Origin of the sequence: Rugamonas fusca (assembly GCF_014042365.1) — a bacterium.
Taxonomy (GTDB): domain Bacteria; phylum Pseudomonadota; class Gammaproteobacteria; order Burkholderiales; family Burkholderiaceae_D; genus Rugamonas; species Rugamonas fusca.
Map to the genome: position 1 here is coordinate 120,235 of NZ_JACEZS010000007.1, position 25,163 is coordinate 145,397.

The window sequence follows — 25,163 nt, forward strand, 5'->3', positions numbered from 1 at the left end:
CGGCGCCCGTCTTGACTAAGCTGCCGTGGTGCAGGGATGCAGGATCCCGCGCGTGTCGTGCGTGATGTCCAGAGCATGGCGAAAGTTGTCATCGATGATAAGGCATGGCCGTCGTCGCGGCCGCGCAACACGTGCATGGCGCAAGCGATCGTCGCCCACGCCACTGGCGGAGCGCGTGCGCCCTATTGTGGCCGGTACCTCACTGTCAGCGTGTAGCTGGCCGCGCTGTAGCCGTTCAGCAGCACGTAGACGTCGCCATTGGCGCTCAGCGACACGGTGCAGCTTTCGGCGCTGGTGGGACCGTCGGACTTGCAGTCATAGCCGCTGGTGCTGGCCGCCGCGCCCTTGCGCACGTACAGGTCGGTGTCGCCGCTGCCGCTCAGAGTGGCGGCAAAGCTGCCGCCGGCCGCCACGTGGTATGGGCCGTAGCTGACCTTCTGCCCCTTGGCCAGCGTGCCGCTGGCCGTTTCCGTGCGGTCGGCCGGCGGCGGCGTGCCTGGACCTTCGCTGCCCAGTTCCACCGCGTAGGCCATCGCCATGCGGGCGAACTTGAGCGCGTTGTCGGCCTGGTTGCCGGAGTTGGCGTAGGTATCGTTGGCGGTGTGGATGTATGGGTTGTCCTCGTCCAGCGTGGTTTCGAACGGCATCGAGCTCCAGTAGCCCTGCGCCGTCCACGACGCATGGTCGGAACAGGCATAGCCACACTGGTCGTAGCCAACCTTGAGCGTGGGCAGGTAGCTGCCGATCAGGCGCTGCACGAAATCGTTCTGGGCGCTGTCCGTATAGTCCGTGTACAGGTAGATGTCGTATTGCGAACCATGGTAGTTGGTCATGTCGAGCTGCATCACGCCGACCACGTTGACGCCGTCGCGCTTGAAGCTCTGGGCGATGTCCTGCGAGCCGCGCAAGCCCACCTCCTCGGCCGCGTAGCCGATCAGCTTGATAGTGCGGCGCGGATGGTAGCCGCTGGCCACGATCACCCGCAGCAGTTCGGTCAGGCTGGCCACGCCGGAGGCATCGTCATCGGCGCCCGGTGCGCCCGTGGTCTCGCTTGTGCCGGCCTGGTTGATCGAGTCGAGGTGGCCGCCCAGCACCACCACCTGGCTGCCATTGTCGCTGCCGTTGATGGTGGCGATCACCGACTTCTGCGGGAATGCGCCATGGGTGAACTGGCTCACGGCGATGTCGGGGCGGCCGGCCGCCAGCGTGCTCCAGCGCTGGCGCAGCCAGTCCGACGCGTTCACGCCATTGTTGGTCGTGTAATAGCGGTTGGCGTAGGCCGACATGTCGACGATGGTCTGGCCGATATTGCTGGCCTGCATTTGCGATAGCATGGGCGCGGCCACCGCTTGCTGCGCGATCACATACGAGGGCCGGGTGGGCGCAGCCAACGCCGTGCGCGGGGCCGGCATCAGCGCTGTCAGGCCGGCCGCCTCGCTGGGGTGGTACATGAAGCCGCCGCAACGGTGCAGGCGCCGGTGCACGGACGCCGACAAGGCCAGCATCTGCTGCTCGTCCACTTCCACCAGGTGGATGCGCTCGCCATGCGCGAGCGCCGCGGCGCCCTGCGCGGTGGCGCGGCTTTCGCGCGCGATCGCCTGCGGCGCGGCCAGCTTCAATTCGGCGTAGGCGGCGTCGCCCAGGCTGATCCATGCGTGCTGCGGCGCCGCCCAGGCCGCGCCCATGCCCAAGCCTGCCAACAATGCTGCGATGTAACGTCGTGCCATGACCATCTCCTTATCGTTCGATCAAGGTTGCGGGACTGGCCACGCTACGCCCTGGACCACGCCGGGTCAAAAAAATCGCGGAATTCGACATTCGGATGAGCGATGTCCCAGTTGAGACAGCTTGCGGCGCCACCAGCGTATCGCATCAACAACATGGACCTGATTCGCGGCCTCTTGCTTGAAACTCAAACATGAATTACTGCTACAATTTCCAGCAATTGTAAAAAGACTATCGTTTGAATCTGGCCGCTGTCCCCTTCCCCCACTGATCAGGATCCAACCATGAAACCAAGCTCCCCCGTACTGTCGAGCCTGCTGTTGGGCGCCGCCCTCGGCTGCGCACTGCCCGCCCACGCCACCGTCTATGCCAGCTATTCCGGCTCCCAGCTGGGCGTGACGCAACGCACCGACGCGCTGGTGCAAACCAATTACTTCAGCACGGGCGTGCAGGCACGCGGCCTGGCGCTGGGCGCGAACAACGATCTGTACATCGCGGCCGGCAACCACCTGATCAACTACAGCACCAGCGGCGCCCTGATCCATGACATGGCGTTCCCCATCGCCTCCATCAACTACACGGATGTGGATGTGGGCGGCGGCCACGTGGTGGCTTCCTACAATGGTTCCCAGCAAGGCTTCACCGTGCGCGACTATGGGCTGAACCAGTCGAACGCCGTCAGCACGGGCTTTAACATCAACGGCATCGCCGCCGGCGACAACAACCACGTCTACCTGGCCTCGGGCAATCACTTGTACGATTACCTGACCAACGGCACCCAGGTCACCAACATGACCTTCCCCGACCTGGGCATCAATTACACGGACGTCGCTTATGGCAACAATCTGCTGGTGGCGTCCTATGCGGGCTCCCAGCATGGCGTCACGCTGCGCAACCTGGCGCTGAACCAGACCAGCTATTTCGGCGTGGGATTCGACATCGACCGGCTCACGCTGGGCACCAACAACGATGTCTTCCTGACCTCGGGCAACAACATCTACGACTACTCGCTCACGGGCACGCTGCTCAATCACATGACCTTCCCCGACAACGGCATCAGCTACACGGGCATCGACGCGATGGCGCCTGTGCCTGAGCCCGATACGGCCGCCATGCTGCTGGCCGGCCTGGGCCTGGTGGGCTGGATCGCGCGTCGCCGCAAGGCCTGAGTACGGACCAGTCGCCGCCGGCGGGCGCCGGGCGCAGCGGGCACGCTTCCCGCCGGCGCGCCCGCGTGGCATGATGGCCATCCCGCCCGCCATCGTCCACCATGCGCCGCTTTCACCTGCTCCCCACCCCGCCGCTGCGACCCTATATCGACCGCCTGTGGGGGTGGGAAAGCGCCCCCGGTGTAACGGTCGCCCTGCCCACACTGTTGCCCGGCACGGGGGCCGAACTGTATTTCCACTACCGGCGGCCATTCCGCCAGGCCGGCGACGGTGACACGGCGCTGTCCTCCACGCCGCACGCCCCGGCCCATTTGCTGTGCCTGCGCACTGTGCCGCTGGCATTGGCGGCGATGGACGAGGTCGGCTTCATCGCCGTGCGCTTTCGCAGCGGCATGCTGGCCCGCTTCACCGCCGTGCCCGCCGCCGAGCTGCACGACGGACCGCGCGACATCGCCGACGTGTGGGGCGCGCCGGGCCGGCTGTGCGCCGCCCGCGTGGCGGCCGCCGGCACCCACGCCGAGCGGCTCAGGCTGATCCAGGATTTCCTGCTGCGCCAGTTGCGCCCCGAACGCGCCGACGCACTGGTCGAGGCGGCCGTCGATACCCTGTACCGCAGCCGGGGTGGCGTGACGATCGAACAGTTGGCTGCCCGGCTGGCACTGGGCCGGCGTCAGCTGGAACGCCGCGTCCTGGCCGCCACTGGCCAGACCCCGGCCGCGCTGCGCCGGCTGTGCCGCTTCCACCACACGGTGCGGGCGCTGCTGCTGGCGCCCGACGCCCCCGGCCTGGATACGGCGCTGCGCCACGGCTATTTCGACCAGGCCCATTTCATCCACGACTTCCGGGCGCTGGCGCACACCACACCCCAGCGCTTTCTGCGCCAGGCCAGCGGCACGACGCATTTTTACAATCCACCGCGCACCCAGGACGGCACCATACAAGCTCCCTGAACCGTTAAGGAGCCAACATGTTGTTAATTGCCAACTTGCATTCCCATCCCCACAAGGCCGACGAAGTGGCCTCCTTGCTGTGCGCGCTGGCCATCACCAGCCGCGCCGAACCGGGTTGCCTGTCCTACACCGTGCACCGCCGCCGCGACCAGCCCGACGTCTTTGTCGTCTGCGAGCTGTACCGCGACCAGGCCGCCTGTGACGCGCACCTGGCCTCGGCTCCGCTGCGCCAGGCGCTGGCCCGTTTCGATGAACTGCTGAGCTCCCCGCCGGCGCTCCAGATGTGCGACACTATCTCCATGCCGGGTCCGCTCTGATGGCATGTCGGCGCTACCTGGCTGCTGGGTAAGCTCAGAAGTAAGAGTTGTAACAAAACCTCACTATGTGCGGAAACTAACATTCTTGTTTCCACAAGGAACGCATAATGTCTGTGCAGCGAACTCGTCACTGCCGTCGAACGTCAACAGAATAAGAGGCCCATCATGAAACAGCCAGGCTATCGCCCCCTTCGTACTGCCAGCGCGGCACTCGCCGCGCTCACCGCCCTCACCCTGGCTGCCTGTGGCGGCGGCGGCGGTTCCACGGCGCCCACCAGCACCATGGGCACGCTCAGCGTGTCGCTGACCGATGCGCCCTCCTGCGGCTTTGACGCCGTCAACATCACCGTCAACAAGGTAAGGGTGAACCAGAGCGCAACGGCCAGCGACACGGACGCCGGCTGGACCGACATCACGCTCAGCCCGGCCCGCAAGATCAACCTGCTCAACCTCACCAACGGCGCGCTCGACGCGCTGGGCCAGACGCCGCTGGGCGCCGGCCACTATACGCAACTGCGCCTGGTGCTGGACCCGAACACGGGCAACGGCCTGGCCAACTCCGTGGTGCCCACCGGCAGCACGACGGAAGTGTCGCTCGACACGCCGAGCGCAGTGCAAAGCGGCATCAAGCTGAACAATGAATTCGACGTCGCGGCCGGCCAGAAAGTGGACCTGGTGCTGGACTTCGACGCCTGCAAATCCATCGTCACCAAGGGCAATGGCAAGTACGCGCTGAAACCCGTGGTCAAGGTGATCCCGACCGCGCTGAACGGCATTGGCGGCTTCGTCGCGCCGGCCCTGCTGACCAGCCACGTGATGGTGTCGGCCCAGCAAAATGGCGCCATCGTCAGCGCCACCACGCCCAACGCCACCACCGGCGAATTCTCGCTGACCCGATTGCCACTCGGTAATTACGACGTGGTGGTGACGGCCGACGCCCATGCCGCCGCCATCGTCGGCGCCGTGCCGGTGACCAGCACCAGCGTCATCGTCCCCGTCAGCACCTCGGCCGCGCCGATCACGCTGCCCGATTCCACCACGGGCAGCATCAGCGGCACGGTGCTGCTGGCGCCCGTCAGCACCACGGCCACCGCCTATGTGGACGCCAAGCAGACCATCGCCTCTGGCCCCACCGTCACCATCAAGTACCAGGGCGCGGACCTGACCACGGGCGGCTACACGCTGACCGGCCTGCCAACCAAGGCGCCCCAGTACGCGGCCTACAGCGCGACCTTGCCGCTGACCTTCGCCAGCGCCACCACGGTGCAGCCGGGCGTGGGCAAATACCTGCTGGAAGCATCGGCCGCGGGCTACACCACCAAGTCGCTGTCCTCGGTGGACATTTCGACCGCCAACCAGACTGGCGTGAACTTCAACCTGGTGCCATAAACGCCAGGCTGTTCTGTCCGGAAGGGGCGCTGCGGCGCCCCTTTTTTCATTCCCGAAAGCAATTTCCCTCCCATGGCCGGCGGCGCGCGCCACGGTTTGGCACTTTTCCCGCAGATTTTCACCGTGCTGCGCCCAAGTCCCGTCGTATGGCCTGCTTCGTCATCTATAATGGCTGCTTTCGCAAATTTAACTCACCAAATCATGGAATTAGCCAAGTCTTTCGAGCCCGCCGACATTGAACAATTCTGGCGCAACGAGTGGGAACAGCGCGGTTACTACGCCGCCACGCTCACCGCCGGCAAGCCGTCGTTCAGCATCCAGCTGCCGCCGCCGAACGTGACCGGCACCTTGCACATGGGCCATGCGTTCAACCAGACCATCATGGATGGCTTGACGCGCTACCACCGCATGCTGGGCCACAACACGGCCTGGATTCCCGGCACCGACCACGCCGGTATCGCCACCCAGATCGTGGTGGAACGCCAGCTGGACGCGCAAAAAGTGTCGCGCCATGACCTGGGCCGTGAGAAGTTCATCGAGAAAGTGTGGGAGTGGAAGGAGAAATCCGGCAACACCATCACCGGCCAGATGCGCCGCATGGGCACCTCGCCGGACTGGAAACGCGAATACTTCACCATGGACGAGACCCGCTCCAAGGTCGTCACCGAAGTGTTCGTGCGCCTGCACGAGCAAGGCTTGATCTACCGGGGCAAGCGCCTGGTCAACTGGGACCCGGTGCTGGGCACGGCCGTGTCGGACCTGGAAGTGGTGTCGGAGGAGGAAGACGGCTCCATGTGGTACATCAAGTACCCGCTGGCCGACGGCAGCGGCGCGCTGACCGTGGCCACCACCCGTCCTGAAACCATGCTGGGCGACGTGGCCGTGGCCGTGGACCCGACTGACGAGCGCTACACGGCGCTGGTGGGCAAGCTGCTCAAGCTGCCCCTGTGCGACCGCGAAATCCCCATCATCGCCGACAGCTATGTGGACAAGGAATTCGGCACCGGCTGCGTCAAGATCACGCCCGCGCACGACTTCAACGACTACACCGTGGGCCAGCGCCACAACCTGGGCATGCCGTCGATCCTGACGCTGGACGCCAAGATCAACGACAACGCGCCAGCCGCCTACCGCGGCCTGGACCGCTTCGCCGCCCGCAAGCAGATCGTGGCCGACCTGGAAGCGCAAGGCTTGCTGGAACAAATCAAGCCGCACAAGCTGATGGTGCCGCGCGGCGACCGTACCGGCGTCGTGATCGAGCCGATGCTGACCGACCAGTGGTTCGTGGCCATGAGCAAGCCGGCCCCGGAAGGCACGTTCTTCCCCGGCAAATCGATCGCCGAAACGGCGCTCGACAAGGTGGCCAGCGGCGAGATCCAGTTCGTGCCTGAAAACTGGAGCAACACCTACAACCAGTGGCTCAACAACATCCAGGATTGGTGCATCTCGCGCCAGCTGTGGTGGGGCCACCAGATCCCGGCCTGGTACGACGAGGCCGGCAACATCTTCGTCGCCAAGTCGGAAGCGGAAGCGCAAGCCCAGGCCGCCAAGGCCGGCAGCACCGGCCCGCTGCGCCGCGACAACGACGTGCTCGACACGTGGTTCTCGTCGGCGCTGGTGCCGTTCTCCACGCTGGGCTGGCCCGAGCAGACCCCGGACCTGGAAGCCTTCCTGCCTTCGTCGGTGCTGGTGACGGGCTTTGACATCATCTTCTTCTGGGTCGCCCGCATGGTGATGATGACGGCCCACTTCACCGGCAAGGTGCCGTTCAAGACCGTGTACGTGCACGGCCTGGTGCGCGACTCGCAGGGCCAGAAGATGTCCAAGTCCAAGGGCAACACGCTGGACCCGATCGACCTGATCGACGGCATCGGCGTGGAAGCGCTGGTGGAAAAACGCACCACCGGCCTGATGAACCCGAAAGCGGCGGAAAAGATCGCCAAGGCCACGCGCAAGGAATTCCCGGAAGGTATCGCCGCCTACGGCAGCGACGCCGTGCGCTTCACCATGGCCTCGTATGCCTCGCTGGGCCGCAACATCAACTTCGACTTGGGCCGCTGCGAAGGCTACCGCAACTTCTGCAACAAGATGTGGAACGCGACCCGCTTCGTGCTGATGAACACGGAAGGCAAGGATTGCACGGAGAATGAAGCCGACCTGTCGATGGCCGACAAGTGGATCATCTCGCTGCTGCAAAAGGCCGAGCTGGACATCGCCAAGGGCTTCGAGGACTACCGCTTCGACAACATCGCCTCCACCATCTACAAGTTCGTGTGGGACGAGTATTGCGACTGGTACCTGGAAGTGGCCAAGGTCCAGGTGCAACACGGCACGGAAGGCCAGCAGCGCGCCACCCGCCACACGCTGCTGCGCGTGCTGGAAGTGATTTTGCGCCTGGCCCACCCCATCATCCCCTTCGTCACGGAAGCGCTGTGGCAGACGGTGGCCCCGCTGGCCGGCAAGACGCTCAAGGCCGAAGGCGATTCCATCATGCTGCAACCGTATCCGCTGGCCAACACGGCCAAGATCGACGAGACGGCCGAAGCGTGGATGCAGCAACTGAAGGCGTTGACGGACGCCACCCGCAACCTGCGCGGCGAAATGCAGCTGGCGCCATCGCTGCGCGTGCCGCTGATCGTGGAGCCGGGCGATGCCGCCGACAAGGCCGCGCTGCAAGTGTTCGCGCCCTACATCCAGTCGCTGGGCAAGCTGGCCGAAGTGCAGATCGTGGACGCGCTGCCGGAATCGCCGGCCGCCGTCTCCATCGTCGGCACCACCAAGCTGATGCTGAAAGTGGAGATCGACGTCAAGGCCGAGCGTGAGCGCCTGAACAAGGAAATCGCGCGCCTGGAAGGCGAGATCGCCAAGGCCAGCGGCAAGCTGTCGAACGAAAGCTTCGTGGCGCGCGCGCCGGCCGAAGTGGTGGCGCAGGAAAAGGAACGGGTCGCCAACTTCTCGGCCACGCTGGCCAAGATGCGCGAACAGTTCGCCAAGCTGCCAGCGGCCTGACGGCGCCAGTTTCGCCAGCGCAAAATCGGGGACGTACTCCGGTTTTCCCGCACGGGAAAACCGGAGTACGTCCCCGATTCTTTTTGAGCGTTGCGGATTAGAATCAAAATAGCACGAGTGGTCAATTTTTTTACAACATGCGCTAAAATTGGGCTGACAGTTTGCTAAACTGCAAAATACACAACAACTACTCCCGGAGACTCCACGATGCGTTCTTTGAAACAAGTAGCAACCATTTTTGCCATCGCAGCAGCCAGCCTGGCCGCCAGCGCGCTGGTCGCCCCCGCTTGGGCGGACACCAACTCGCCCGTCGGCCTGTGGAAGAATATCGATGACGTGACGGGCAAGCCCAAGGCCCTGATCCGCATCACCGAAAACAATGGCGCGCTGCAGGGCCAGATCGAAAAACTGTTCCGTGCTCCCACGGAAGACCAGAATCCGAAGTGCGAGAAGTGCGAAGGCGCCCGCCATGATGCGCCCGTGATCGGCCTGGTCATCATGTCCGGCCTGAAGAAGGACGGCAGCGAATACACGGGCGGCGAGATCCTCGACCCCGATAACGGCAAGGTCTACAAGAGCAAGCTGAGCCTGGAAGACGGCGGCAAGAAGCTGAACGTGCGCGGCTACATCGGCATCTCGATGTTCGGCCGCTCGCAAACCTGGGTGCGCCAGGAGTAAGCGCCTTCCCCCCGACAGAAAAACCGGCCACGTAGCACTGGCCGGTTTTTTTATCCGCGCAATACGTTCATGCCGGCCCCTGCTGCTGCGCCAGCAACCTCGAATTGGCGTCGCTGCGGAACACCAGCGGCGCTTCCCTGCCCGCCTCCGCCTGGCTGGCCTGGGCCTGGCGTACGATCTTCACAATGTCGCCATGCTGGGGCGATTTGCTGCACACGGGATCGGCGTTGGCCGCGTCGCCCGTCAGCGCCAGCGCCTGGCAGCGGCAGCCGCCGTAGTCCTTGTGCTTGTCGTCGCAGCTACGGCACGGCTCCTTCATCCACGCATCGCCGCGGAACTTGTTGAAGGCGTCGCTCTCGTACCAGATCTGTTTCAGGCTCTGCTCCGTCACGTTCGGGAACGTCATGCCGGGTATGGTGCGCGCCGCGTGGCAGGGCAAGGCCGCGCCGTCGGGCGCCACGGCCAGGAACACGGAACCCCAGCCATTCATGCACGCCTTGGGCCGCGCCTCGAAATAATCGGGCACCACGAACAGGATGCGCAACTTTGAACCGATACGCTCGCGGCAAGCGTTCACCACCGCTTCGGCCCGCTCCAGCTGTTCGCGCGTGGGCATCAGCTGGGCACGGTTGACCATGCCCCAGCCGTAGTACTGCGTGTTGGCCAGCTCCAGGTATTCCACGCCCATGTCCAGCGCCATGTCGATGATGCGCTCCACGTGGTCGAGGTTGTAGCGGTGCAGCACCACGTTGAGCACCATCGGATAGTCATACTGCTTGATCAGCCGCGCCACGCGCGCCTTCAAGTCGAAGGTGCGGGTGCTGCTGAGGAAATCATTCATCTCCCTGGTCGAATCCTGGAACGACAACTGGATATGATCGAGCCCGGCCGCCTTGAAGGCGGCGATGCGCTGCTCCGTCAGCCCGATGCCGGAGGTGATCAGGTTGGTGTAGTAGCCGAGCCGGTTGCCGGCGGCCACCAGTTGCTCGAGGTCGTCGCGCAGCAGCGGTTCGCCGCCGGAAAAGCCCAGCTGGGCTGCCCCCAGCGCACGCCCCTGCCGCAGCACCTCCAGCCATTGTTCCGTGCTCAGCTCCTTGCGGTTGGCCGCGTAATCGACCGGGTTGTAGCAGAACGCGCAATGCAGCGGGCAGCGGTAAGTCAGCTCGGCCAGCAACCACATGGGCGGCGCGACGGCCGCCGTGCTGACCTGCGAGGTGGCCGCGCTAGCCAAGCCAGCCTCGCCGCTGTGCTTCGTCCAGGAAGGCCCGCACGTCCGGCTCCAGGTCGCTGGCCTTGAACGCTGTTTCGAGCTCGCGCACGATGTCGGCCACCTCGCGCTTGCCGTCGCAGCGCTTGAGGATTTCCGCCGCGCTCGGGTTGAGCCGCACCAACCCTTCTGGGTACAGCAGCACGTAGGCTTGCTGCGCTTCCTCCCACTGCAGGCGGAACAGCCTGGACAGCTTGGGCGTCGTCATTTCGGTCAGCATGATGGCACTCCCGGTTCAGTCGTAGGCGAGCGCGATGGCATCCATCATCGCCCACAGGATGTCGAGTTTGAATTGCAGGATGCCCAGCGCCTGCTCCTGCTGGGCGCGCGTACGAAAATGCGCCAGCGTGACGGCCAGGCCGTGTTCCACGTCGCGCTCGGCCAGCGAGATGCGGCTGCGGAAGTAAGCCAGCCCTTCCGGCTCGATCCACGGGTAATTTTTCGGCCAGCTGGCCAGCCGGTCCTTGTGGATCTTGGGCGCGAACATCTCCGTCAGCGACGAGCAGACACCTTCCTGCCACGGCGCCTGGCGCGCGAAGTTCACGTAGGCATCCACCGCGAAGCGCACGCCGGGCTGCACTTCGCGCAGCGACCACAGGTCGTCACGCGCGATGCCGACCGCCTCGCCCAGCCGGCTCCACGCCTCGATGCCGCCGGGGTTGTCGCCATGGCCGTCGTGGTCGTGGATGCGCTCCACCCATAGCCGGCGCGTGGCGCGATCCGGGCAGTTGGCCATGATGGCCGCATCCTTGCGCGGGATGTTGATCTGGTAGTAAAAGCGGTTGGCCACCCAGCCCCGGATCTGCTCCGGTGTCAGCGTGCCCTGCTGCATGCGCACGTTGAAGTGGTGGTGGATGTGATAGCCGGCGCCCTTGGCCATCAGCTGTTCCGTGAATTCACGTTCATCCCACGCCGGCCGGTTGTCCGGCCCTGTTTGCGACATCATGTTCATAGCGAAATCTCCATACCGTCATACGCCAGCTCGATGCCGTGCTCGCCCAGCGTGGCATGCTGGGGTGAGTCTTCATCGAGGATGGGATTGGTGTTGTTAATGTGAATCAGGATCTTGCGGGAGGCCGGCATCTGGTCCAGCACTTCGATCATGCCGCCCTGGCCCGACTGCGGCAAATGGCCCATGGACGCGGCCGGATTGGGCGAGAAACCGAGCGCGATCATTTCATCCTCGGTCCAGAACGTGCCGTCCACCAGCAGACAGTCGGCGCCGCGCATGACGGCCGTGGTGGCGGCGTCGAGGCTGCCCAGGCCAGGCGCGTAGAACAAGGTGCGGCCCGTGATCAGGTCCTCGACCAGCAGGCCGATGTTGTCACCCGGCTGGGGCCGCTCACGGTGCGGCGAATACGGCGGCGCCTTGCTGTGCAGCGGCACGGCCGTCAGCCGTACGCCGCTCAGGGCCGGAATCTCGAACGGCTGCGGCTCGCCGGCCACTGGCAGCGGCTGCCATTGCACACCGCAGTAGTGCGACAGCACGTCGGCCAGCGGGTAGCCGGTCCGCAGATCGTCCCACACGGACGCGCTGCAATAAAGGGGAATGCGGCGCCCTTCGCGCAACATCATCAAGCCCGTCACGTGGTCGACCTGGGCATCCATCAGCAGCACGGCCGCGATGCCGGTGTCGCGCGCGGCGCGCGCCGGCTGCAGGGCCGGGGTGGCGCGGATCTGGGTCAGGATATCGGGGGAGGCATTGACCAGCAGCCAGTCCCTGCCGTTGGCGGAAATGGCGATCGACGACTGGGTGCGGGCGCGGCTGTTGATGGTGCCCTTGCGCACGCCGTCGCAATTGCGGCAGTTGCAGTTCCATTGCGGATAGCCGCCGCCAGCCGAAGAACCAAGTACGATGATTTTCATGATGCCTCGAATCGGATACGCGCCGCAGCCACCGGCAAGCAACCGGCGGCTGCGGCGCACGCCTGTCAGCGGTTGGCGATGTACAGCGTGATTTCAAAACCGAAACGGAAATCGATGAACTCTGGTTTGCTCCATTGCATGGCTGTCTCCTTGAATGTAGGTAAGTTGTTTGACCGTCCTGGACCATGTGCACATGGCTTTCAGACCATCACAGCACTCTACGCAAGTTCCATGCCGTCAAGTTTCGGGGGGCGCGCAAGCGCCGCCGGCGCAGTGGGCTGCGCCAGGGTGCAACAAAAGTGTGGAGAAATGGAACAGTGAGCGCTCAACGCTTGCGCATCTTGTGCAGATGGCGGTCCAGGCTGTTGGCGAAATGCTGGCGGTCGGCCTGGCTGAAGGCGGCCGGACCGCCCGTGTCCACGCCACTGCCGCGCAGCTCGTCGAGGAAGGCGCGCATGGTCAGCATTTGCTGGATGTTGTCGCGCGTGTAGAACTCGCCGCGCGGGTTGAGGGCGTAGCCGCCCTTGTCCAGCACGTCGGAGGCGAGCGGAATGTCGCCCGTGATGACGAGGTCACCCGCCGCCAGCCGGCGCACGATCTCCTGGTCCGCCACGTCGGCGCCGGACGGCACTTGCAGGGCGCGGATGAAACGGGATGGCGGCACCCGCATCAGCTGGTTGGCCACCAGTGTTAGCTGCAGCTGGGTACGCTCGGCCACCCGGTACAGGATCTCCTTGATGACGGCCGGACAGGCGTCCGCATCGACCCAGATGTGCATGGGCGGGTTCAGCTCTCCCACAGCTCGCCGTTCGGGTTGATGCGCGGGGGATTGACGCCGAAATGCAGGTAGGCGGCCGGCGTGGCCACCCGTCCGCGCGGCGTGCGTTGCAGGAAACCTTGCTGGATCAGATAAGGTTCCAGCACGTCCTCGATGGTATCGGCCGCCTCGCCGATGGCCGCCGCCAGGTTGCCGATGCCCACCGGACCGCCGCCGAACTTGAACAGCACCGCTTCCAGCAGCTTGCGGTCCATCACGTCGAATCCGACCGTGTCCACGTCCAGCATGACGAGCGCCGCGTCCGCCACTTGCTTGGTGATGTCGCCGTTGCCCTTCACTTCCGCGTAGTCACGCACGCGGCGCAGCAGACGGTTGGCGATGCGGGGTGTGCCGCGCGCGCGGCGCGCCACCTCGGCCGCGCCGTCGGGCGCGATCTCGGCCTTGAGCAAGGCGGCGCTACGGGTGACGATGCGGGTCAACTCGGCCGTGTTGTAGAACTCCAGCCGCGCCACGATGCCGAAACGGTCGCGCAGCGGATTGGTCAGCATGCCGGCCCGCGTGGTGGCGCCCACCAGCGTGAACGGCTGCAAGTCCAGCTTGACGGAACGGGCCGCCGGGCCTTCACCGATCATGATATCGATCTGGTAATCCTCGAGTGCCGGGTACAGGATTTCCTCCACCACGGGCGACAGGCGGTGGATTTCGTCGATGAACAGCACATCGTTCGCTTCCAGGTTGGTCAGGATGGCGGCCAGGTCGCCGGGACGCTCGAGCACGGGGCCGGAAGTCTGGCGCAGGTTCACGCCCATTTCGCGCGCGATGATGTTGGCCAGCGTGGTCTTGCCCAGGCCGGGCGGACCGAACAGCAAGGTGTGGTCCAGCGCCTCGCCGCGCTTGCGGGCGGCCTTGATGAAGATTTCCAGCTGGTCGCGGATCTTTTCCTGCCCGACATATTCATCGAGGTGCTTGGGACGCAAGGCCCGTTCGATCGCTTCCTCATTGGGCGAAGCGGGCGCCGCGTCGATGATGCGCTGTTCGGTGAAGTTGTCGGTTTGGATGCTCATGTAATCATCATGCTAGTTCTTGGCTTTCGCCTTGGTATCCCATTCTAAGCCATTCACAAGGACGTCGGCCAATGCAATGGCAACAGGGTTTAAGGTGACACGCATCCGCGCCAGGACATCCAATTGAAGCAAATCACCCCTTCGACAGCGCTTTCAACGCCAGCTTGATGCCGTCCGATACGCTGGTGGCGGCAGGTATGTTCTTCAGCGCCGCCACCGCCTCCTTGTCCGAGTAACCCAGCGCCAGCAGCGCGTTCAGGATGTCCGACTGCGCGTCCGGCACGGCATGGGCGCCGCCGGCGCCGATGTCGGCGCCCAGCTTGCCCTTCAGTTCCAGCAGCAGCCGTTCGGCCGTCTTCTTGCCGATGCCGGGCACCTTGACCAGGCGGCCCGATTCCTGCAACGTCACCGCCTGCGCCAGATCGGCGATCGACATACCCGACAGGATGGACAGCGCCGTACGCGCGCCCACGCCGCTGATCTTGATCAGCTGGCGGAACACGGCGCGCTCCTCGGCGTTGCCGAAGCCAAACAGCAAATGGGCATCCTCGCGGATGGCCTGGTGGGTGAACAGCACCACCTTCTCGCCCACCTGCGGCAGGTTGTAGAAGGTGCTCATCGGCACATCCACCTCATAGCCCACGCCCTGCACGTCGACCAGCAGTTGCGGCGGATTTTTTTCCAGCAGGATGCCGGACAGACGACCTATCATCGTGATACCTTTTTGGTATTAGTAAGGGAATTAGCCGACCAGCCGGCCGCGCCGCAGCCGCAGCCCGGCCAGCGGTCCGGGCAGGCCGGCGGCGGCGACCGTTGCGCTGGCCGCGCTGGCGCCGGCGATCAGGGTCAGCGTTTCGCGGCTGTGGGCATGGCAGATGGCCACGCCCAGCGCGTCGGCCGCGTCGGTACCGGGCAAACCGGGCAGCGCCAGCAGCCGCGCCACCATGGCCTGCACCTGGGCCTTCACGGCCCGGCCCGTACCGACCACGGCCTGCTTGACCTGGGTGGGCGAATATTCGGCCACGGCCAGCTCGGCCGTCACCAGCGCGCAGATGGCCGCGCCGCGGGCCTGGCCCAGCAACAAGGTCGATTGGGGATTGACGTTCACAAACACTTGCTCGATGGCGGCGCAGTCCGGCTGGTACTGACTGGCCACCTGCCCCACGCCGTCCAGGATCACTTTCAGGCGCGTGGGCAAATCGCCCTCGCCGCTCTTGATGGTGCCCGAAGCGATGTAGCGCAGCTTGGCCCCCTGCTGGTGGATGACGCCAAAGCCGGTGGTGCGCAAGCCGGGGTCGATGCCGAGAATAATCATTCCCGGATTGTAACCGGGAAAATTGAATGCTGTATATAAAAACAGTGCGGCGGACCGCAAACGGCCCGCCGCACTGCAGGGACTACTTGCGATTAATGGCGGAAGTGGCGGGTGCCGGTGTACACCATGACCACGCCGCGCTCGTCAGCCGCGTCGATCACTTCCTGGTCGCGCATCGAGCCGCCCGGATGGATCACGCAGGTCGCGCCCGCGTCCACCACCACGTCCAGGCCATCGCGGAACGGGAAGAAGGCGTCCGACGCCACCACCGAACCGGCCAGCGACAGGCCGGCGTTCTGCGCCTTGATCGAGGCGATGCGGGCCGAGTCGATACGGCTCATCTGGCCGGCGCCCACGCCCAGCGTCATGTTGTTACCGCAGAACACGATGGCGTTGGACTTGACGTACTTGGCCACACGCCACGCGAACATCATGTCCTGCAATTGCTGCTGGGTAGGCTGGAGCTTGGTCACCACTTTCAGGTCGGCGATCATGACGTTCTTGGCATCGGCCGATTGCACCAGCAGGCCGCCGCCGACGCGCTTGAAGTCCATCGCGTTGACGCCGTTGCCCAGCGGGATTTCCAGCAGGCGCACGTTCTGCTTGGCCGACAGGATCTGCAGCGCTTCAGCCGTGAACGATGGCGCGATCAGCACTTCCACGAACAGCTTGGCCAGTTCCGTGGCGGCCACGCCGTCCACTTCCGTGTTGAAGGCGATGATGCCGCCGAAGGCCGAAGTCGGATCGGTCTGCAGCGCGCGCTTGTAGGCGTCCACCGCGTTGGCGCCCAGCGCCACGCCGCATGGATTGGCGTGCTTGACGATCACGCAGGCGGCGCTCTGGTCGAAACCGCCCAGGCTCTTCACGCATTCCCAGGCCGCGTCGGCGTCGGCGATGTTGTTGTACGACAGTTCCTTGCCTTGCAGCTGGCGGTAGTTGGCCAGTGCGCCGGCCGACGGTTGCAGGTCGCGGTAGAAGGCGGCGCTCTGGTGCGGGTTCTCGCCGTAGCGCATGTCCTGCACTTTTTCGAACGCCACGTTCAGCGTTTGCGGGTAGGTGGCGCGGCTGGCGTGGGCCTTGTCGGCGCCCAGGCTGGTCAGGTAGTTGGTGATGGCGCCGTCGTACTGGGCCGTGTGGGCGTAGACCTTGGTGGCCAGCTTGAAGCGGGTGTCGTAGCTGACCTGGCCGGGCGCGTTGTCGGTACTCTTCATTTCAGCCAGCACCACGCCGTAGTCGGCCGGGTCGCAGATCACCACCACGTCCTTGTGGTTCTTGGCGGCCGAACGCAGCATGGTGGGACCGCCGATGTCGATGTTCTCGATCGCGTCTTCCAGCGTGCACGTGTCCTTGGCCACCGTGGCCTGGAACGGGTACAGGTTGACCACCACCATGTCGATGGTCGGCATGTTGTGCTCTTCCAGCTTGGCCATGTGCTCAGGGAAATCGCGGCGGGCCAGGATGCCGCCGTGCACTTTCGGGTGCAGCGTCTTCACGCGGCCATCGAGCATCTCCGGGAAGCCCGTGTAGTCGGCCACCTCGGTCACGGCCAGGCCGTTGTCGGCCAGCAGTTTGGCGGTGCCGCCGGTCGACAGCAGGTTGACGCCCATGGCCGCCAGGGCGCGGGCGAAGTCCAGGACGCCGGTCTTGTCGGATACGGAGATGAGAGCTTGTTTAATCATGGCTATGGCTAGTTGGTTGAGGTTTCTTGGTTCAAGCCCACCGGCGCCAGCGGCCAGTCACAGCCACCGAGGTGCCGGAAGGTCGCGCGCGCTTACAGCAGGCCGTGCTCTTGCAGTTTCTTGCGCAGGGTGTTGCGGTTGATGCCCAGCATTTGCGCCGCATGCGACTGGTTGCCGTCGGCGCGCGTCATCACCACTTCGAGGATGGGTTTTTCCACGGTCAGCACGACCATGTCGTAGATATTCGATGCTTGTTGCTCGCCCAGGTCGTTGAAGTAATCTTCAAGGCTTTTCTGGACCACTTCCTGGATACTTTCTTTGCTCATTTTGTTACCGTTCGGCTAATTGATCTGTTATGACGCCATTGTCGCGGATCACGCGGCAGCAGCGTTTGCCCTTTTTTTTCTACCTTGTTTTGAAGCTCCGGAGCACCGTTATGCGGCCTCCGCTGGTTCCGGGAGGCGGTATTGTAACCGCTCGCCAAAACGCCACTGCGATTCAAAGAACTGGTCGACGAGCTGCAACTGCTCATCCGTCGACTCCAGCAAGTTCATTTGCTGGCGGAACGCTTCCCCGCCCTCCAGGTCGCGCACATACCAGCCGATATGCTTGCGCGCCGTGCGCACGCCCAGGTATTCGCCGTAGAACGCGTAGTGGGCGCGCAGGTGCTCGTCCATCAGCGCCCGCACCTCGTCCACGTAGGGCGCCGGCAAATGGGTGCCGGTGCGCAAATAGTGGTCGATTTCGCGGAAGATCCATGGCCGGCCCTGGGCGGCGCGGCCCACCATGATGGCGTCGGCGCCCGTCTGGTCCAGCACGTAGCGGGCTTTTTCCGGCGAAGTGATGTCGCCGTTGGCCACCACGGGGATGGCCACGGCGCGCTTGACGGCGGCGATGGTGTCGTACTCGGCGTCGCCCTTGTAGCCGTCGGCGCGGGTGCGGCCATGCAAGGTCAGCATGGCGATACCGGCGTCTTCGGCGATGCGGGCGATGGTCAGCGCGTTCTTGTTGGCGCGGTTCCAGCCGGTGCGGAACTTGAGCGTGACGGGCACGTCCACCGCACCCACCACGGCGTGCAGGATCTCCTTGACCAGCGCCTCATCCTGCAACAGGGCCGAACCGCACCAGCTGTTGCACACCTTTTTCACGGGGCAGCCCATGTTGATGTCGATGATCTGGGCGCCACGTTCCACGTTGAAGCGGGCGCAGTCGGCCAGGTCTTGCGGATCGGCGCCGGCGATCTGCACCGCCTTGGGTTCCATTTCGCCCGCATGGTCGATCCGGCGCGAACTCTTTTCCGTGGCCCACAGCCGCGGATTGGAGGCGGCCATCTCGGATACGGCGTAGCCCGCGCCGAGCTGCTTGCACAGCTGCCGGAATGGACGATCCGTCACCCCCGCCATGGGGGCGACGAATACATTGTTACGCAATAAATAAGGGCCGATTTGCACTGGACTTGCCTGAACGGGAACAAGGAACCCTCTATTTTAACCGAAGGGCTGCTCAATTTATAAGCACTATTTTTCAACAGAACCATCGCCCAGGTGCTTGACAGCCGCGAATTAATATTGCTGGCTTGGAAAAATAAGCACGCGCGTTCAGCTCAATTCATCGAGCGCGGCCGGGCTCAGGTGATCCACCTCGCCCCAGCTGGCCAGGGTCAGCTTGCCGTCACGCCAGGTGAAACGATTGACGCTGGCGTTCTTGACCTGGAAGTCGCGCGGGCTGTCGAGCGTCATGCCAATGGCTTCCCGGTAGGCGCATTCGAGCACGCCGCCATGGGCCACCACGGCGATGGTCTGGCCCGGATGGCGCGCGGCCCAGTGGCCGATATGATCGACGGCGCGGCGGTAGAACTGGCGGAAGCTTTCGGCCGGACGGGCGCCGGCCGGCATCACGGCGTCCACATCCCGCGCTTGCCACAAGGCATATTCGGCCGGGTAGCGCTCGGCGATCTCGGCATACAGCATGCCTTCGAACACGCCGTAGCAGCGTTCGCGCAGGCCGGGGTCGGTATGCACGGGCATGCCGTGCTGGCCGGCCACGGCATGGGCCGTCTGCAAGGCGCGCTCCAGATCGCTGGCGATGATGGCGTCCAGCCGCTCGCCGGCCAAGGCGCGGCCCAGCGCTTCAGCCTGGCGCCGGCCTTCCTCGTTCAATGCGATGTCGGTATGGCCCTGCAGGCGGCGCGCGGCGTTCCAGGCCGTTTCGCCGTGGCGAATCAGCAAGATATTCGTGTGTTTCATGGATTTATTTGTGCGGGGGCACCAGCGCCGGGTTGAGCGTGTAGGTGCCGATCAATTGTGCTTCATCAATAATGTGGCCGTGGATGGCGGCACAAGCTTCGGGGCCGGTAAAGCGCCCTGCCAGCGCCAGTTTCGGCACATCCAGCGCATACAGGCGGAAGATGTAATGGTGCAGGCGCAAGTCGTTCCACGGCGGACAGGGGCCATCATACCCGTAATAGTCGCCGGCCATGTCCGGATCGGCCGCGAACCAGCCGGTGTAATCGTTGATGCCCTGGCGCAGTGCGTGGACGGCGCCGTTGGCCGCCAGCGCCACGCCGGGGCCGGGCTTGCCGTGCGCCACCACACCGGATGCCAGCGCGCCCTCGGGCAGCGCGCGCACGGTGGGCGGCAGGTCGATCAGGGTCCAGTGGAAAAAATCGCCGCGCGCCAGTTCGAAGGGCAGCGTGTGGCCTTCCATGTTCACGTGACTGCCATCCTGGGGGGCGTCGCCGTCGATGCAGAACAGCACCAGCGATTCGGTGCCGGCAGGGACCTCGTCCCACGCCAGGTGGGGATGGCGATTATCCGACAGGCGCACCCGGCCGATGGGGTCCATCACCGCGAACGCGCAACCGGCGGGGATGGCGCCGCCATCGCGGAAAGTCTCGCTCCACAGTCTCATCGCATCCCCCCGCTCCGCTCCATATCCGCTGGCCAAATTCGCGTGCCGCTTTGCGCGCACGCAAACATCTTACTATTTGGCCGAAGTTTGCAACCAGAACGTCACCGGACCGTCGTTCGTCAGCGACACTTGCATGTCGGCGCCGAACTGGCCCGTGGCCACCACGGGATGGCGCGCGCGGGCCTGGGCCACGACATGGTCGAACAGGCGGCGGCCATCCTCGGGGCTGGCGGCCGGCGTGAACGAAGGCCGGCTGCCGGACTTGGTGTCGGCCGCCAGCGTGAACTGGGGCACCAGCAGCAGGCCGCCAGCCACGTCCGTCACGCTCAGGTTCATCTTGCCGGCGGCGTCGGCGAACACGCGGTAGCCAAGCAGCTTGGTCAGCAGCGCGTCCGCCTCGCGTTCCGTGTCGCCCCGTTCGGCGCACACCAGCACCATCAGGCCGGCGTCGATGGCGCCGGTCACGGCGCCCTCCACCACCACGTTGGCGCGCGTGACCCGTTGCAGCAGCGCGATCATGCGCTCAGCGTGACGCGCGCGAACTTGCGCTTGCCCACTTGCAGCACGAAGGTGCCCGCTTCGATCTTGACGGCTTTGTCGCTGATCACGGTGCCATCAAGGCGCACGCCGCCCTGGTCGACCATGCGCATCGCTTCCGACGTCGATGGGCACAGGCCCGCCTGCTTGAGCAGTTGGGCGATGCCCACCGGCGCGCCGCTCAGCGCCACTTCCGGCACGTCGTCCGGAATGCCGCCCTTGGAACGGTTGACGAAGTCGGCCAGCGCTTCCTCGGCCGCCTGCTGCGAGTGGAAGCGGGCCACGATTTCCTGCGCCAGCGCCACTTTGGCGTCGCGCGGATTCTTGCCGTCTGCCACTTCCTGTTTCAGCTGGGCCAGTTCGGCCAGCGAGCGGAACGACAGCAGCTCGTAGTAGCGCCACATCATCACATCGGAAATGCTCATCAGCTTGGCGAACATGGTGTTGCCCGGTTCCGTGATGCCGATGTAGTTGTTCTTGGACTTGGACATCTTGTCCACGCCATCGAGGCCTTCCAGCAGTGGCATGGTCAGGATGCACTGCTGTTCCTGGTCGTAATCTTTCTGCAGTTCACGGCCCACCAGCAGGTTGAACTTCTGGTCGGTGCCGCCCAGCTCCAGGTCAGCCTTGAGTGCGACGGAATCGTAACCTTGCATCAGCGGATAAAGGAACTCATGGACCGCAATCGGCGTCCCACTCTTGAAGCGTTTGCTGAAATCGTCGCGTTCCATCATGCGTGCCACCGTGTAGCGCGAGGCCAGCTGGATCATGCCGCGCGCGCCCAGCGGATCGCACCACTCGGAGTTGTAGCGGATTTCCGTGCGCGACGGATCGAGCACCAGCGAGGCCTGCTTGAAATAGGTCATCGCGTTTTCCTCGACCTGCTCGCGGGTCAGCGGCGGACGGGTGACGTTGCGGCCGGACGGGTCGCCGATCATGGAGGTGAAGTCGCCGATCAGGAAGATCACCTGGTGGCCCAGGTCCTGCAACTGGCGCATCTTGTTGAGCACCACGGTGTGGCCCAGGTGCAAGTCCGGCGCCGTCGGGTCCAGGCCCAGCTTGACGCGCAGCGGCACGCCGCTTTGCTCGGAACGCGCCAGTTTTTGCGCGAACTCGCTTTCGACCAGCAGCTCGTCGACACCGCGCTTGGTGATGGCAAGAGCTTCCTGGACGCGGTCCGACAGCGGCAGGACGGGAGCGGGGGCCTTCTTAGGCGATGCAGACGAGGTATCCATATGTTTGTAAACGATTTTCCGAAAAAAGTAGGCTGGCTCAGGAGTTTGTTATAATGCCCGATCCCATCAATCTTGCCGTATGAAAACGAACCGAATAAAGAATAAGAAAAATTAAACGTTCCTGAATAGTTCAAGCGGCAAATTTTAACTGATTGCATGAACCCTACAAACAAATTCACAAGCTCACGCTTGTTCACACTGCTAGGTTCGACGCGCAAGGCACGCATCATCAGCGCCTCCGCACTGTTTCTGGCAGTGTGCGCGTTTGGTGCGGCCGGCGTCGCGCCGCTGGCACCGGACGCTGCGGATTTGCCCGTGAAATCCGTGTCCGAGGAACTGGCCCTGCCCAACCTGTCCACGCAGATCGCCGCGCTGGAACAGCAACAGACCGACGCGCACTACATCCATGAGGAAAAAGTACGGGCCGGCGACACGCTGGCGGCGCTGCTGAACCGCCTGGGCGTGGACGACGAAGCGGCCGAAACCTTCATCAAGAAGGACAAGGTGGCGCGCGGCGTGATGCAGCTGACCACCGGCAAGCGCGTACAGGCGCAGACTGACGACGAAGGCAACCTGCAGTGGCTGCAAGCGACCGTGGTCGATGGCAAGGACATGCCCGTCAAGAACATCTCCATCACCCGCAAGGGCGACAGCTTCGAGGCCAAGGAAGAAGCGGCCAAGCTGGAGCGCCGCATCGAAATGCACGCGCGCACCATCACTTCGACGCTGTACGCGGCCACGGATTCGAGCGACGACGGCGCCAAGCTGCCGGACTCGATCGTCAAGCAGATCATCGAGATGTTCTCGACCAACATCGACTTCCGTGGCGACCTGAAGCGCGGCGACCATTTCAACGTGGTCTACGAAACGTTCTGGCAGAACGGCGAATTCGTGCGCGCGGGCCGCATCCTGGCCGGCGAATTCACCAACCACGGCACCACCTATCAGTCGGTCTGGTTCGAAGATCCGCAAAGCAAGCAAGGCGGCGGTTACTTCAGCTTCGATGGCAAATCGCTCAAGAAAGCCTTCCTCAAGTCGCCCGTGGAATTTAGCCGTATCTCGTCCGGTTTCGGCATGCGCGTGCACCCCGTGTTCGGCCAGTGGAAACAGCACAAGGGCACCGATTTCCCCGCGCCGACGGGCACGCCGATCCGCGCCGCCGGCGATGGCGTGGTCGAGTTCGAAGGCACCCAGAACGGCTATGGCAACGTGATCGTCCTCAAGCACTGGGCCAACTACTCCACCGCGTATGCGCACATGAGCCGTTTCGCGGCCGGCATCCACAAGGGCAGCAAAGTCAGCCAGGGTGACGTGATCGGTTACGTGGGCACGACGGGCTGGTCCACGGGTGCTCACCTGCACTACGAATTCCGCGTCGGTGGCGAAGCCAGGGATCCATCGAAGATGAACGTGCAAGCCCAGGCGCCGCTGACGGCAGCCGAAATGACCCGCTTCAAGGCCTACGCCGCCGACATGTCGCACCGCTTCGCGCTGCTGCAGCCGGTCGGTTCCGGCGGCACCCGCGTGGCGGCCAAGTAAGGCCGGCCAACGCCAACGAGAAAACAGGCCCGCGTGGCCTGTTTTTTTTCGCCCATCGGGATCGCGATTCTCAGCACAGGAACCCGGGCAGTCAGGCAAAATACAGCCTTTACGTTCAAGGATTGCTCCATGGCCCTGTACATCGGTCTCATGTCCGGCACCAGCCTCGACGGCGTCGATGGCGCGCTGGCCGACTTCGACGGCACCGCTGTCCACACCCTGGCCGCCGCCTACCTGCCGTTCCCGCCTGCACTGCGGGCCGAACTGATGGCGCTGCAAGCGGCAGGCCACAATGAAATCGAACGCGAGGCGCTGGCCGCCAATCAACTGGCCGCCTGCTATGCGCGCTGCGTGGCGGACCTGCTGGCACAAGCCAGCCTGGCGCCATCGGCCGTGCACGCCGTGGCCGTGCATGGCCAGACCATCCGCCACCGGCCTGAGCTGGGCTTCACCCGCCAGACCAACAACCCTGCCCTGCTGGCCGAACTGTGCGGCATCGACGTGATCGCCGACTTCCGCAGCCGCGACATCGCGGCCGGCGGCCAGGGCGCGCCGCTGGTGCCGGCCTTCCACCAGGCACTGTTTGGCTTGGCCGGCCAGGCGCGGGTGGTGGCCAATATCGGCGGCATTTCGAACATCAGCGTCTTGCACGGCGATGGCCGCGTGACCGGCTTCGATACCGGCCCCGGCAACGTGCTGATGGATGGCTGGATCAACCGCCACCAGGGCAAGGAATATGACGCGGACGGCGCCTGGGCCGCCAGCGGCACGGCCATCGCACCGTTGCTGCAAGCCATGCTGGCCGAGCCGTTCTTCGCCCTGCCCGCACCCAAGAGCACGGGACGCGACCTGTTCCACCTGCACTGGCTCGATGCCCATCTGGCGTCCTTCCCCAACGCAGCACCAGCGGACGTGCAAGCGACGCTGACGCAATTGACGGCCGTTACGCTGGCGCAGGCGATCCAACGCTACGGCGCGCAGGCGGACGCGGTCTACGTGTGCGGCGGCGGCGCCTGCAACGGCACCTTGCTGCGCATGCTGGCAGCGGCACTGGACGGCAAGGTGAACGTGGCGTCGACCGACGCGCTGGGCGTGGCGCCGAACCGGGTGGAAGCGCTGGCGTTCGCCTGGCTGGGCTACCGCTACACGGAGCGGCTGGCCGGCAACCTGCCAGCCGTCACTGGCGCGGCCGGGGAACGGGTGCTGGGCGCGCTGTACCCGCACTGAGGCAGCGGCCGCGCCGCCGTGGCAAGTGCGGGGCGTAAAAACAACAACGGCGGAGCAGCTTGCGCTGTCCGCCGTGGATGTGGAAACGCCACAGCCGCATCAGCGGCCGTGCGTTCGAGGCTTTAAGTCAGACCGAGAACGAGGAACCGCAGCCGCAGGTCGAGCTGGCGGTCGGGTTCTTGATCACGAACTGGGCACCTTCCAGGTCATCCTTGTAGTCGATTTCCGCGCCCACCAGGTACTGGTAGCTCATGGAGTCGATCAACAGCGTGACGCCGTTCTTGATCATGGTGGTGTCGTCTTCGTTGATGATTTCATCGAACGTGAAGCCGTACTGGAAGCCGGAACAGCCGCCACCTTGCACGAAGACGCGCAGTTTCAGATCAGGATTGCCCTCTTCCTCGATCAGCTGGGCGACCTTCTCAGCCGCGCTATCGGTAAAGTTGATAGGCGACGGGATTACATCTTGCGCTTCAGCAACAGCATTCATATCAGACTCCTACGTAAAA

General features: G+C 64.5%; 26 protein-coding genes. 8 read left to right on the plus strand and 18 right to left on the minus strand.

Annotated elements, in window-relative coordinates; translation table 11 throughout:
* Positions 1-182: 182 nt before the first annotated feature.
* Positions 183-1,727: a M20/M25/M40 family metallo-hydrolase gene (locus H3H36_RS10215; protein ID WP_182216987.1), complete on the minus strand. Its 1,545-nt coding sequence runs from the start codon at positions 1,725-1,727 to the stop codon at positions 183-185.
* Between the two features lie 282 nt (positions 1,728-2,009).
* Between H3H36_RS10215 and H3H36_RS10220 the strand changes: the two genes are divergently transcribed.
* The 6 genes from H3H36_RS10220 to H3H36_RS10245 all read left to right on the plus strand — a co-directional run bounded on the left by H3H36_RS10220 (position 2,010) and on the right by H3H36_RS10245 (position 9,237).
* The gene (locus H3H36_RS10220) at positions 2,010-2,894 is read left to right on the plus strand and encodes an FxDxF family PEP-CTERM protein (protein WP_182216989.1); all 885 of its coding nucleotides are present in this window, start codon (positions 2,010-2,012) and stop codon (positions 2,892-2,894) included.
* Positions 2,895-2,995: 101 nt separating this feature from the next.
* Entirely contained in the window at positions 2,996-3,844 is an 849-nt protein-coding gene (locus tag H3H36_RS10225) for an AraC family transcriptional regulator (RefSeq protein ID WP_182216992.1), read from the plus strand.
* A gap of 17 nt (positions 3,845-3,861) precedes the next feature.
* Positions 3,862-4,161 (plus strand): putative quinol monooxygenase, encoded by a 300-nt coding sequence (locus H3H36_RS10230; protein WP_182216994.1) that lies wholly within the window; start codon positions 3,862-3,864, stop codon positions 4,159-4,161.
* A 165-nt stretch (positions 4,162-4,326) separates the two neighbouring features.
* Positions 4,327-5,550 (plus strand): DUF4382 domain-containing protein, encoded by a 1,224-nt coding sequence (locus tag H3H36_RS10235; protein ID WP_182216996.1) that lies wholly within the window; start codon positions 4,327-4,329, stop codon positions 5,548-5,550.
* Between the two features lie 201 nt (positions 5,551-5,751).
* Complete coding sequence (locus tag H3H36_RS10240) at positions 5,752-8,559, plus strand: valine--tRNA ligase (protein ID WP_182217003.1); 2,808 nt, start codon at positions 5,752-5,754, stop codon at positions 8,557-8,559.
* Positions 8,560-8,766: 207 nt separating this feature from the next.
* A complete protein-coding gene (locus H3H36_RS10245) occupies positions 8,767-9,237 on the plus strand; it encodes a DUF2147 domain-containing protein (protein WP_182217006.1) in 471 nt (156 codons plus the stop codon).
* A gap of 67 nt (positions 9,238-9,304) precedes the next feature.
* Here the strand turns inward: H3H36_RS10245 and pqqE are convergent, their stop codons facing one another.
* From pqqE to tyrS, 16 genes are all read right to left on the minus strand, one after another.
* Complete coding sequence (gene pqqE, locus H3H36_RS10250) at positions 9,305-10,468, minus strand: pyrroloquinoline quinone biosynthesis protein PqqE (RefSeq protein ID WP_255461826.1); 1,164 nt, start codon at positions 10,466-10,468, stop codon at positions 9,305-9,307.
* Positions 10,461-10,724 carry a pyrroloquinoline quinone biosynthesis peptide chaperone PqqD gene (pqqD, locus tag H3H36_RS10255; protein WP_182217009.1) on the minus strand — a complete coding sequence of 88 codons (264 nt, stop codon included), beginning with the start codon at positions 10,722-10,724 and terminating at the stop codon, positions 10,461-10,463. Before pqqD ends, pqqE begins: the two co-directional genes overlap by 8 nt.
* Positions 10,725-10,739: 15 nt before the next feature.
* Positions 10,740-11,450, minus strand: coding sequence for a pyrroloquinoline-quinone synthase PqqC (gene pqqC / locus H3H36_RS10260; RefSeq protein WP_375539586.1), 711 nt, complete (start codon positions 11,448-11,450; stop codon positions 10,740-10,742).
* A 2-nt stretch (positions 11,451-11,452) separates the two neighbouring features.
* A complete protein-coding gene (gene pqqB / locus H3H36_RS10265) occupies positions 11,453-12,373 on the minus strand; it encodes a pyrroloquinoline quinone biosynthesis protein PqqB (RefSeq protein ID WP_182217217.1) in 921 nt (306 codons plus the stop codon).
* A gap of 62 nt (positions 12,374-12,435) precedes the next feature.
* A complete protein-coding gene (gene pqqA, locus H3H36_RS27700; protein ID WP_173593773.1) occupies positions 12,436-12,510 on the minus strand; it encodes a pyrroloquinoline quinone precursor peptide PqqA in 75 nt (24 codons plus the stop codon).
* A 185-nt stretch (positions 12,511-12,695) separates the two neighbouring features.
* The gene (locus H3H36_RS10275) at positions 12,696-13,148 is read right to left on the minus strand and encodes a YaiI/YqxD family protein (protein ID WP_182217011.1); all 453 of its coding nucleotides are present in this window, start codon (positions 13,146-13,148) and stop codon (positions 12,696-12,698) included.
* 8 nt (positions 13,149-13,156) lie between these two features.
* Complete coding sequence (ruvB, locus tag H3H36_RS10280) at positions 13,157-14,212, minus strand: Holliday junction branch migration DNA helicase RuvB (protein WP_182217014.1); 1,056 nt, start codon at positions 14,210-14,212, stop codon at positions 13,157-13,159.
* Between the two features lie 133 nt (positions 14,213-14,345).
* The gene (ruvA, locus tag H3H36_RS10285; protein ID WP_182217016.1) at positions 14,346-14,924 is read right to left on the minus strand and encodes a Holliday junction branch migration protein RuvA; all 579 of its coding nucleotides are present in this window, start codon (positions 14,922-14,924) and stop codon (positions 14,346-14,348) included.
* Positions 14,925-14,954: 30 nt separating this feature from the next.
* Complete coding sequence (gene ruvC, locus H3H36_RS10290; protein WP_182217018.1) at positions 14,955-15,527, minus strand: crossover junction endodeoxyribonuclease RuvC; 573 nt, start codon at positions 15,525-15,527, stop codon at positions 14,955-14,957.
* Positions 15,528-15,619: 92 nt separating this feature from the next.
* Positions 15,620-17,206 carry a bifunctional phosphoribosylaminoimidazolecarboxamide formyltransferase/IMP cyclohydrolase gene (gene purH, locus H3H36_RS10295; protein WP_182217021.1) on the minus strand — a complete coding sequence of 529 codons (1,587 nt, stop codon included), beginning with the start codon at positions 17,204-17,206 and terminating at the stop codon, positions 15,620-15,622.
* Positions 17,207-17,298: 92 nt separating this feature from the next.
* On the minus strand, positions 17,299-17,532 hold the full coding sequence (locus tag H3H36_RS10300; protein WP_008445162.1) for a helix-turn-helix domain-containing protein: 234 nt from the start codon (positions 17,530-17,532) through the stop codon (positions 17,299-17,301).
* 108 nt (positions 17,533-17,640) lie between these two features.
* Positions 17,641-18,657 (minus strand): tRNA dihydrouridine synthase DusB, encoded by a 1,017-nt coding sequence (gene dusB / locus H3H36_RS10305; RefSeq protein ID WP_182217023.1) that lies wholly within the window; start codon positions 18,655-18,657, stop codon positions 17,641-17,643.
* Positions 18,658-18,804: 147 nt separating this feature from the next.
* A complete protein-coding gene (locus H3H36_RS10310; protein ID WP_182217025.1) occupies positions 18,805-19,452 on the minus strand; it encodes a histidine phosphatase family protein in 648 nt (215 codons plus the stop codon).
* A 4-nt stretch (positions 19,453-19,456) separates the two neighbouring features.
* Positions 19,457-20,116 (minus strand): YbhB/YbcL family Raf kinase inhibitor-like protein, encoded by a 660-nt coding sequence (locus tag H3H36_RS10315; protein ID WP_182217027.1) that lies wholly within the window; start codon positions 20,114-20,116, stop codon positions 19,457-19,459.
* 72 nt (positions 20,117-20,188) lie between these two features.
* Entirely contained in the window at positions 20,189-20,635 is a 447-nt protein-coding gene (gene dtd / locus H3H36_RS10320; protein WP_182217029.1) for a D-aminoacyl-tRNA deacylase, read from the minus strand.
* Positions 20,632-21,888 (minus strand): tyrosine--tRNA ligase, encoded by a 1,257-nt coding sequence (tyrS, locus tag H3H36_RS10325; protein ID WP_182217031.1) that lies wholly within the window; start codon positions 21,886-21,888, stop codon positions 20,632-20,634. Before tyrS ends, dtd begins: the two co-directional genes overlap by 4 nt.
* Positions 21,889-22,044: 156 nt before the next feature.
* On the opposite strand from tyrS, the gene H3H36_RS10330 reads away from it, so the two are divergent.
* Complete coding sequence (locus tag H3H36_RS10330) at positions 22,045-23,427, plus strand: M23 family metallopeptidase (protein WP_182217033.1); 1,383 nt, start codon at positions 22,045-22,047, stop codon at positions 23,425-23,427.
* Between the two features lie 129 nt (positions 23,428-23,556).
* The gene (locus H3H36_RS10335; RefSeq protein ID WP_182217035.1) at positions 23,557-24,654 is read left to right on the plus strand and encodes an anhydro-N-acetylmuramic acid kinase; all 1,098 of its coding nucleotides are present in this window, start codon (positions 23,557-23,559) and stop codon (positions 24,652-24,654) included.
* 127 nt (positions 24,655-24,781) lie between these two features.
* Here H3H36_RS10335 and erpA read toward each other — a convergent pair whose 3' ends face one another.
* Positions 24,782-25,144 (minus strand): iron-sulfur cluster insertion protein ErpA, encoded by a 363-nt coding sequence (gene erpA, locus H3H36_RS10340; protein ID WP_182217037.1) that lies wholly within the window; start codon positions 25,142-25,144, stop codon positions 24,782-24,784.
* Positions 25,145-25,163: the final 19 nt, after the last annotated feature.

Excerpts from the sequence above, each read along its gene's own strand:
- H3H36_RS10215 (WP_182216987.1), bottom strand. The coding sequence starts at position 1,727 with ATGGCACGACGTTACATCGCAGCATTGTTGGCAGGCTTGGGCATGGGC.
- H3H36_RS10220 (WP_182216989.1), top strand. The coding sequence starts at position 2,010 with ATGAAACCAAGCTCCCCCGTACTGTCGAGCCTGCTGTTGGGCGCCGCC.
- H3H36_RS10225 (WP_182216992.1), top strand. The coding sequence starts at position 2,996 with ATGCGCCGCTTTCACCTGCTCCCCACCCCGCCGCTGCGACCCTATATC.
- H3H36_RS10230 (WP_182216994.1), top strand. The coding sequence starts at position 3,862 with ATGTTGTTAATTGCCAACTTGCATTCCCATCCCCACAAGGCCGACGAA.
- H3H36_RS10235 (WP_182216996.1), top strand. The coding sequence starts at position 4,327 with ATGAAACAGCCAGGCTATCGCCCCCTTCGTACTGCCAGCGCGGCACTC.
- H3H36_RS10240 (WP_182217003.1), top strand. The coding sequence starts at position 5,752 with ATGGAATTAGCCAAGTCTTTCGAGCCCGCCGACATTGAACAATTCTGG.
- H3H36_RS10245 (WP_182217006.1), top strand. The coding sequence starts at position 8,767 with ATGCGTTCTTTGAAACAAGTAGCAACCATTTTTGCCATCGCAGCAGCC.
- pqqD (WP_182217009.1), bottom strand. The coding sequence starts at position 10,724 with ATGCTGACCGAAATGACGACGCCCAAGCTGTCCAGGCTGTTCCGCCTG.
- pqqC (WP_375539586.1), bottom strand. The coding sequence starts at position 11,450 with ATGATGTCGCAAACAGGGCCGGACAACCGGCCGGCGTGGGATGAACGT.
- H3H36_RS10275 (WP_182217011.1), bottom strand. The coding sequence starts at position 13,148 with ATGCACATCTGGGTCGATGCGGACGCCTGTCCGGCCGTCATCAAGGAG.
- ruvB (WP_182217014.1), bottom strand. The coding sequence starts at position 14,212 with ATGAGCATCCAAACCGACAACTTCACCGAACAGCGCATCATCGACGCG.
- ruvA (WP_182217016.1), bottom strand. The coding sequence starts at position 14,924 with ATGATAGGTCGTCTGTCCGGCATCCTGCTGGAAAAAAATCCGCCGCAA.
- ruvC (WP_182217018.1), bottom strand. The coding sequence starts at position 15,527 with ATGATTATTCTCGGCATCGACCCCGGCTTGCGCACCACCGGCTTTGGC.
- purH (WP_182217021.1), bottom strand. The coding sequence starts at position 17,206 with ATGATTAAACAAGCTCTCATCTCCGTATCCGACAAGACCGGCGTCCTG.
- H3H36_RS10300 (WP_008445162.1), bottom strand. The coding sequence starts at position 17,532 with ATGAGCAAAGAAAGTATCCAGGAAGTGGTCCAGAAAAGCCTTGAAGAT.
- H3H36_RS10310 (WP_182217025.1), bottom strand. The coding sequence starts at position 19,452 with ATGAAACACACGAATATCTTGCTGATTCGCCACGGCGAAACGGCCTGG.
- H3H36_RS10315 (WP_182217027.1), bottom strand. The coding sequence starts at position 20,116 with ATGAGACTGTGGAGCGAGACTTTCCGCGATGGCGGCGCCATCCCCGCC.
- dtd (WP_182217029.1), bottom strand. The coding sequence starts at position 20,635 with ATGATCGCGCTGCTGCAACGGGTCACGCGCGCCAACGTGGTGGTGGAG.
- tyrS (WP_182217031.1), bottom strand. The coding sequence starts at position 21,888 with ATGGATACCTCGTCTGCATCGCCTAAGAAGGCCCCCGCTCCCGTCCTG.
- H3H36_RS10330 (WP_182217033.1), top strand. The coding sequence starts at position 22,045 with ATGAACCCTACAAACAAATTCACAAGCTCACGCTTGTTCACACTGCTA.
- H3H36_RS10335 (WP_182217035.1), top strand. The coding sequence starts at position 23,557 with ATGGCCCTGTACATCGGTCTCATGTCCGGCACCAGCCTCGACGGCGTC.
- erpA (WP_182217037.1), bottom strand. The coding sequence starts at position 25,144 with ATGAATGCTGTTGCTGAAGCGCAAGATGTAATCCCGTCGCCTATCAAC.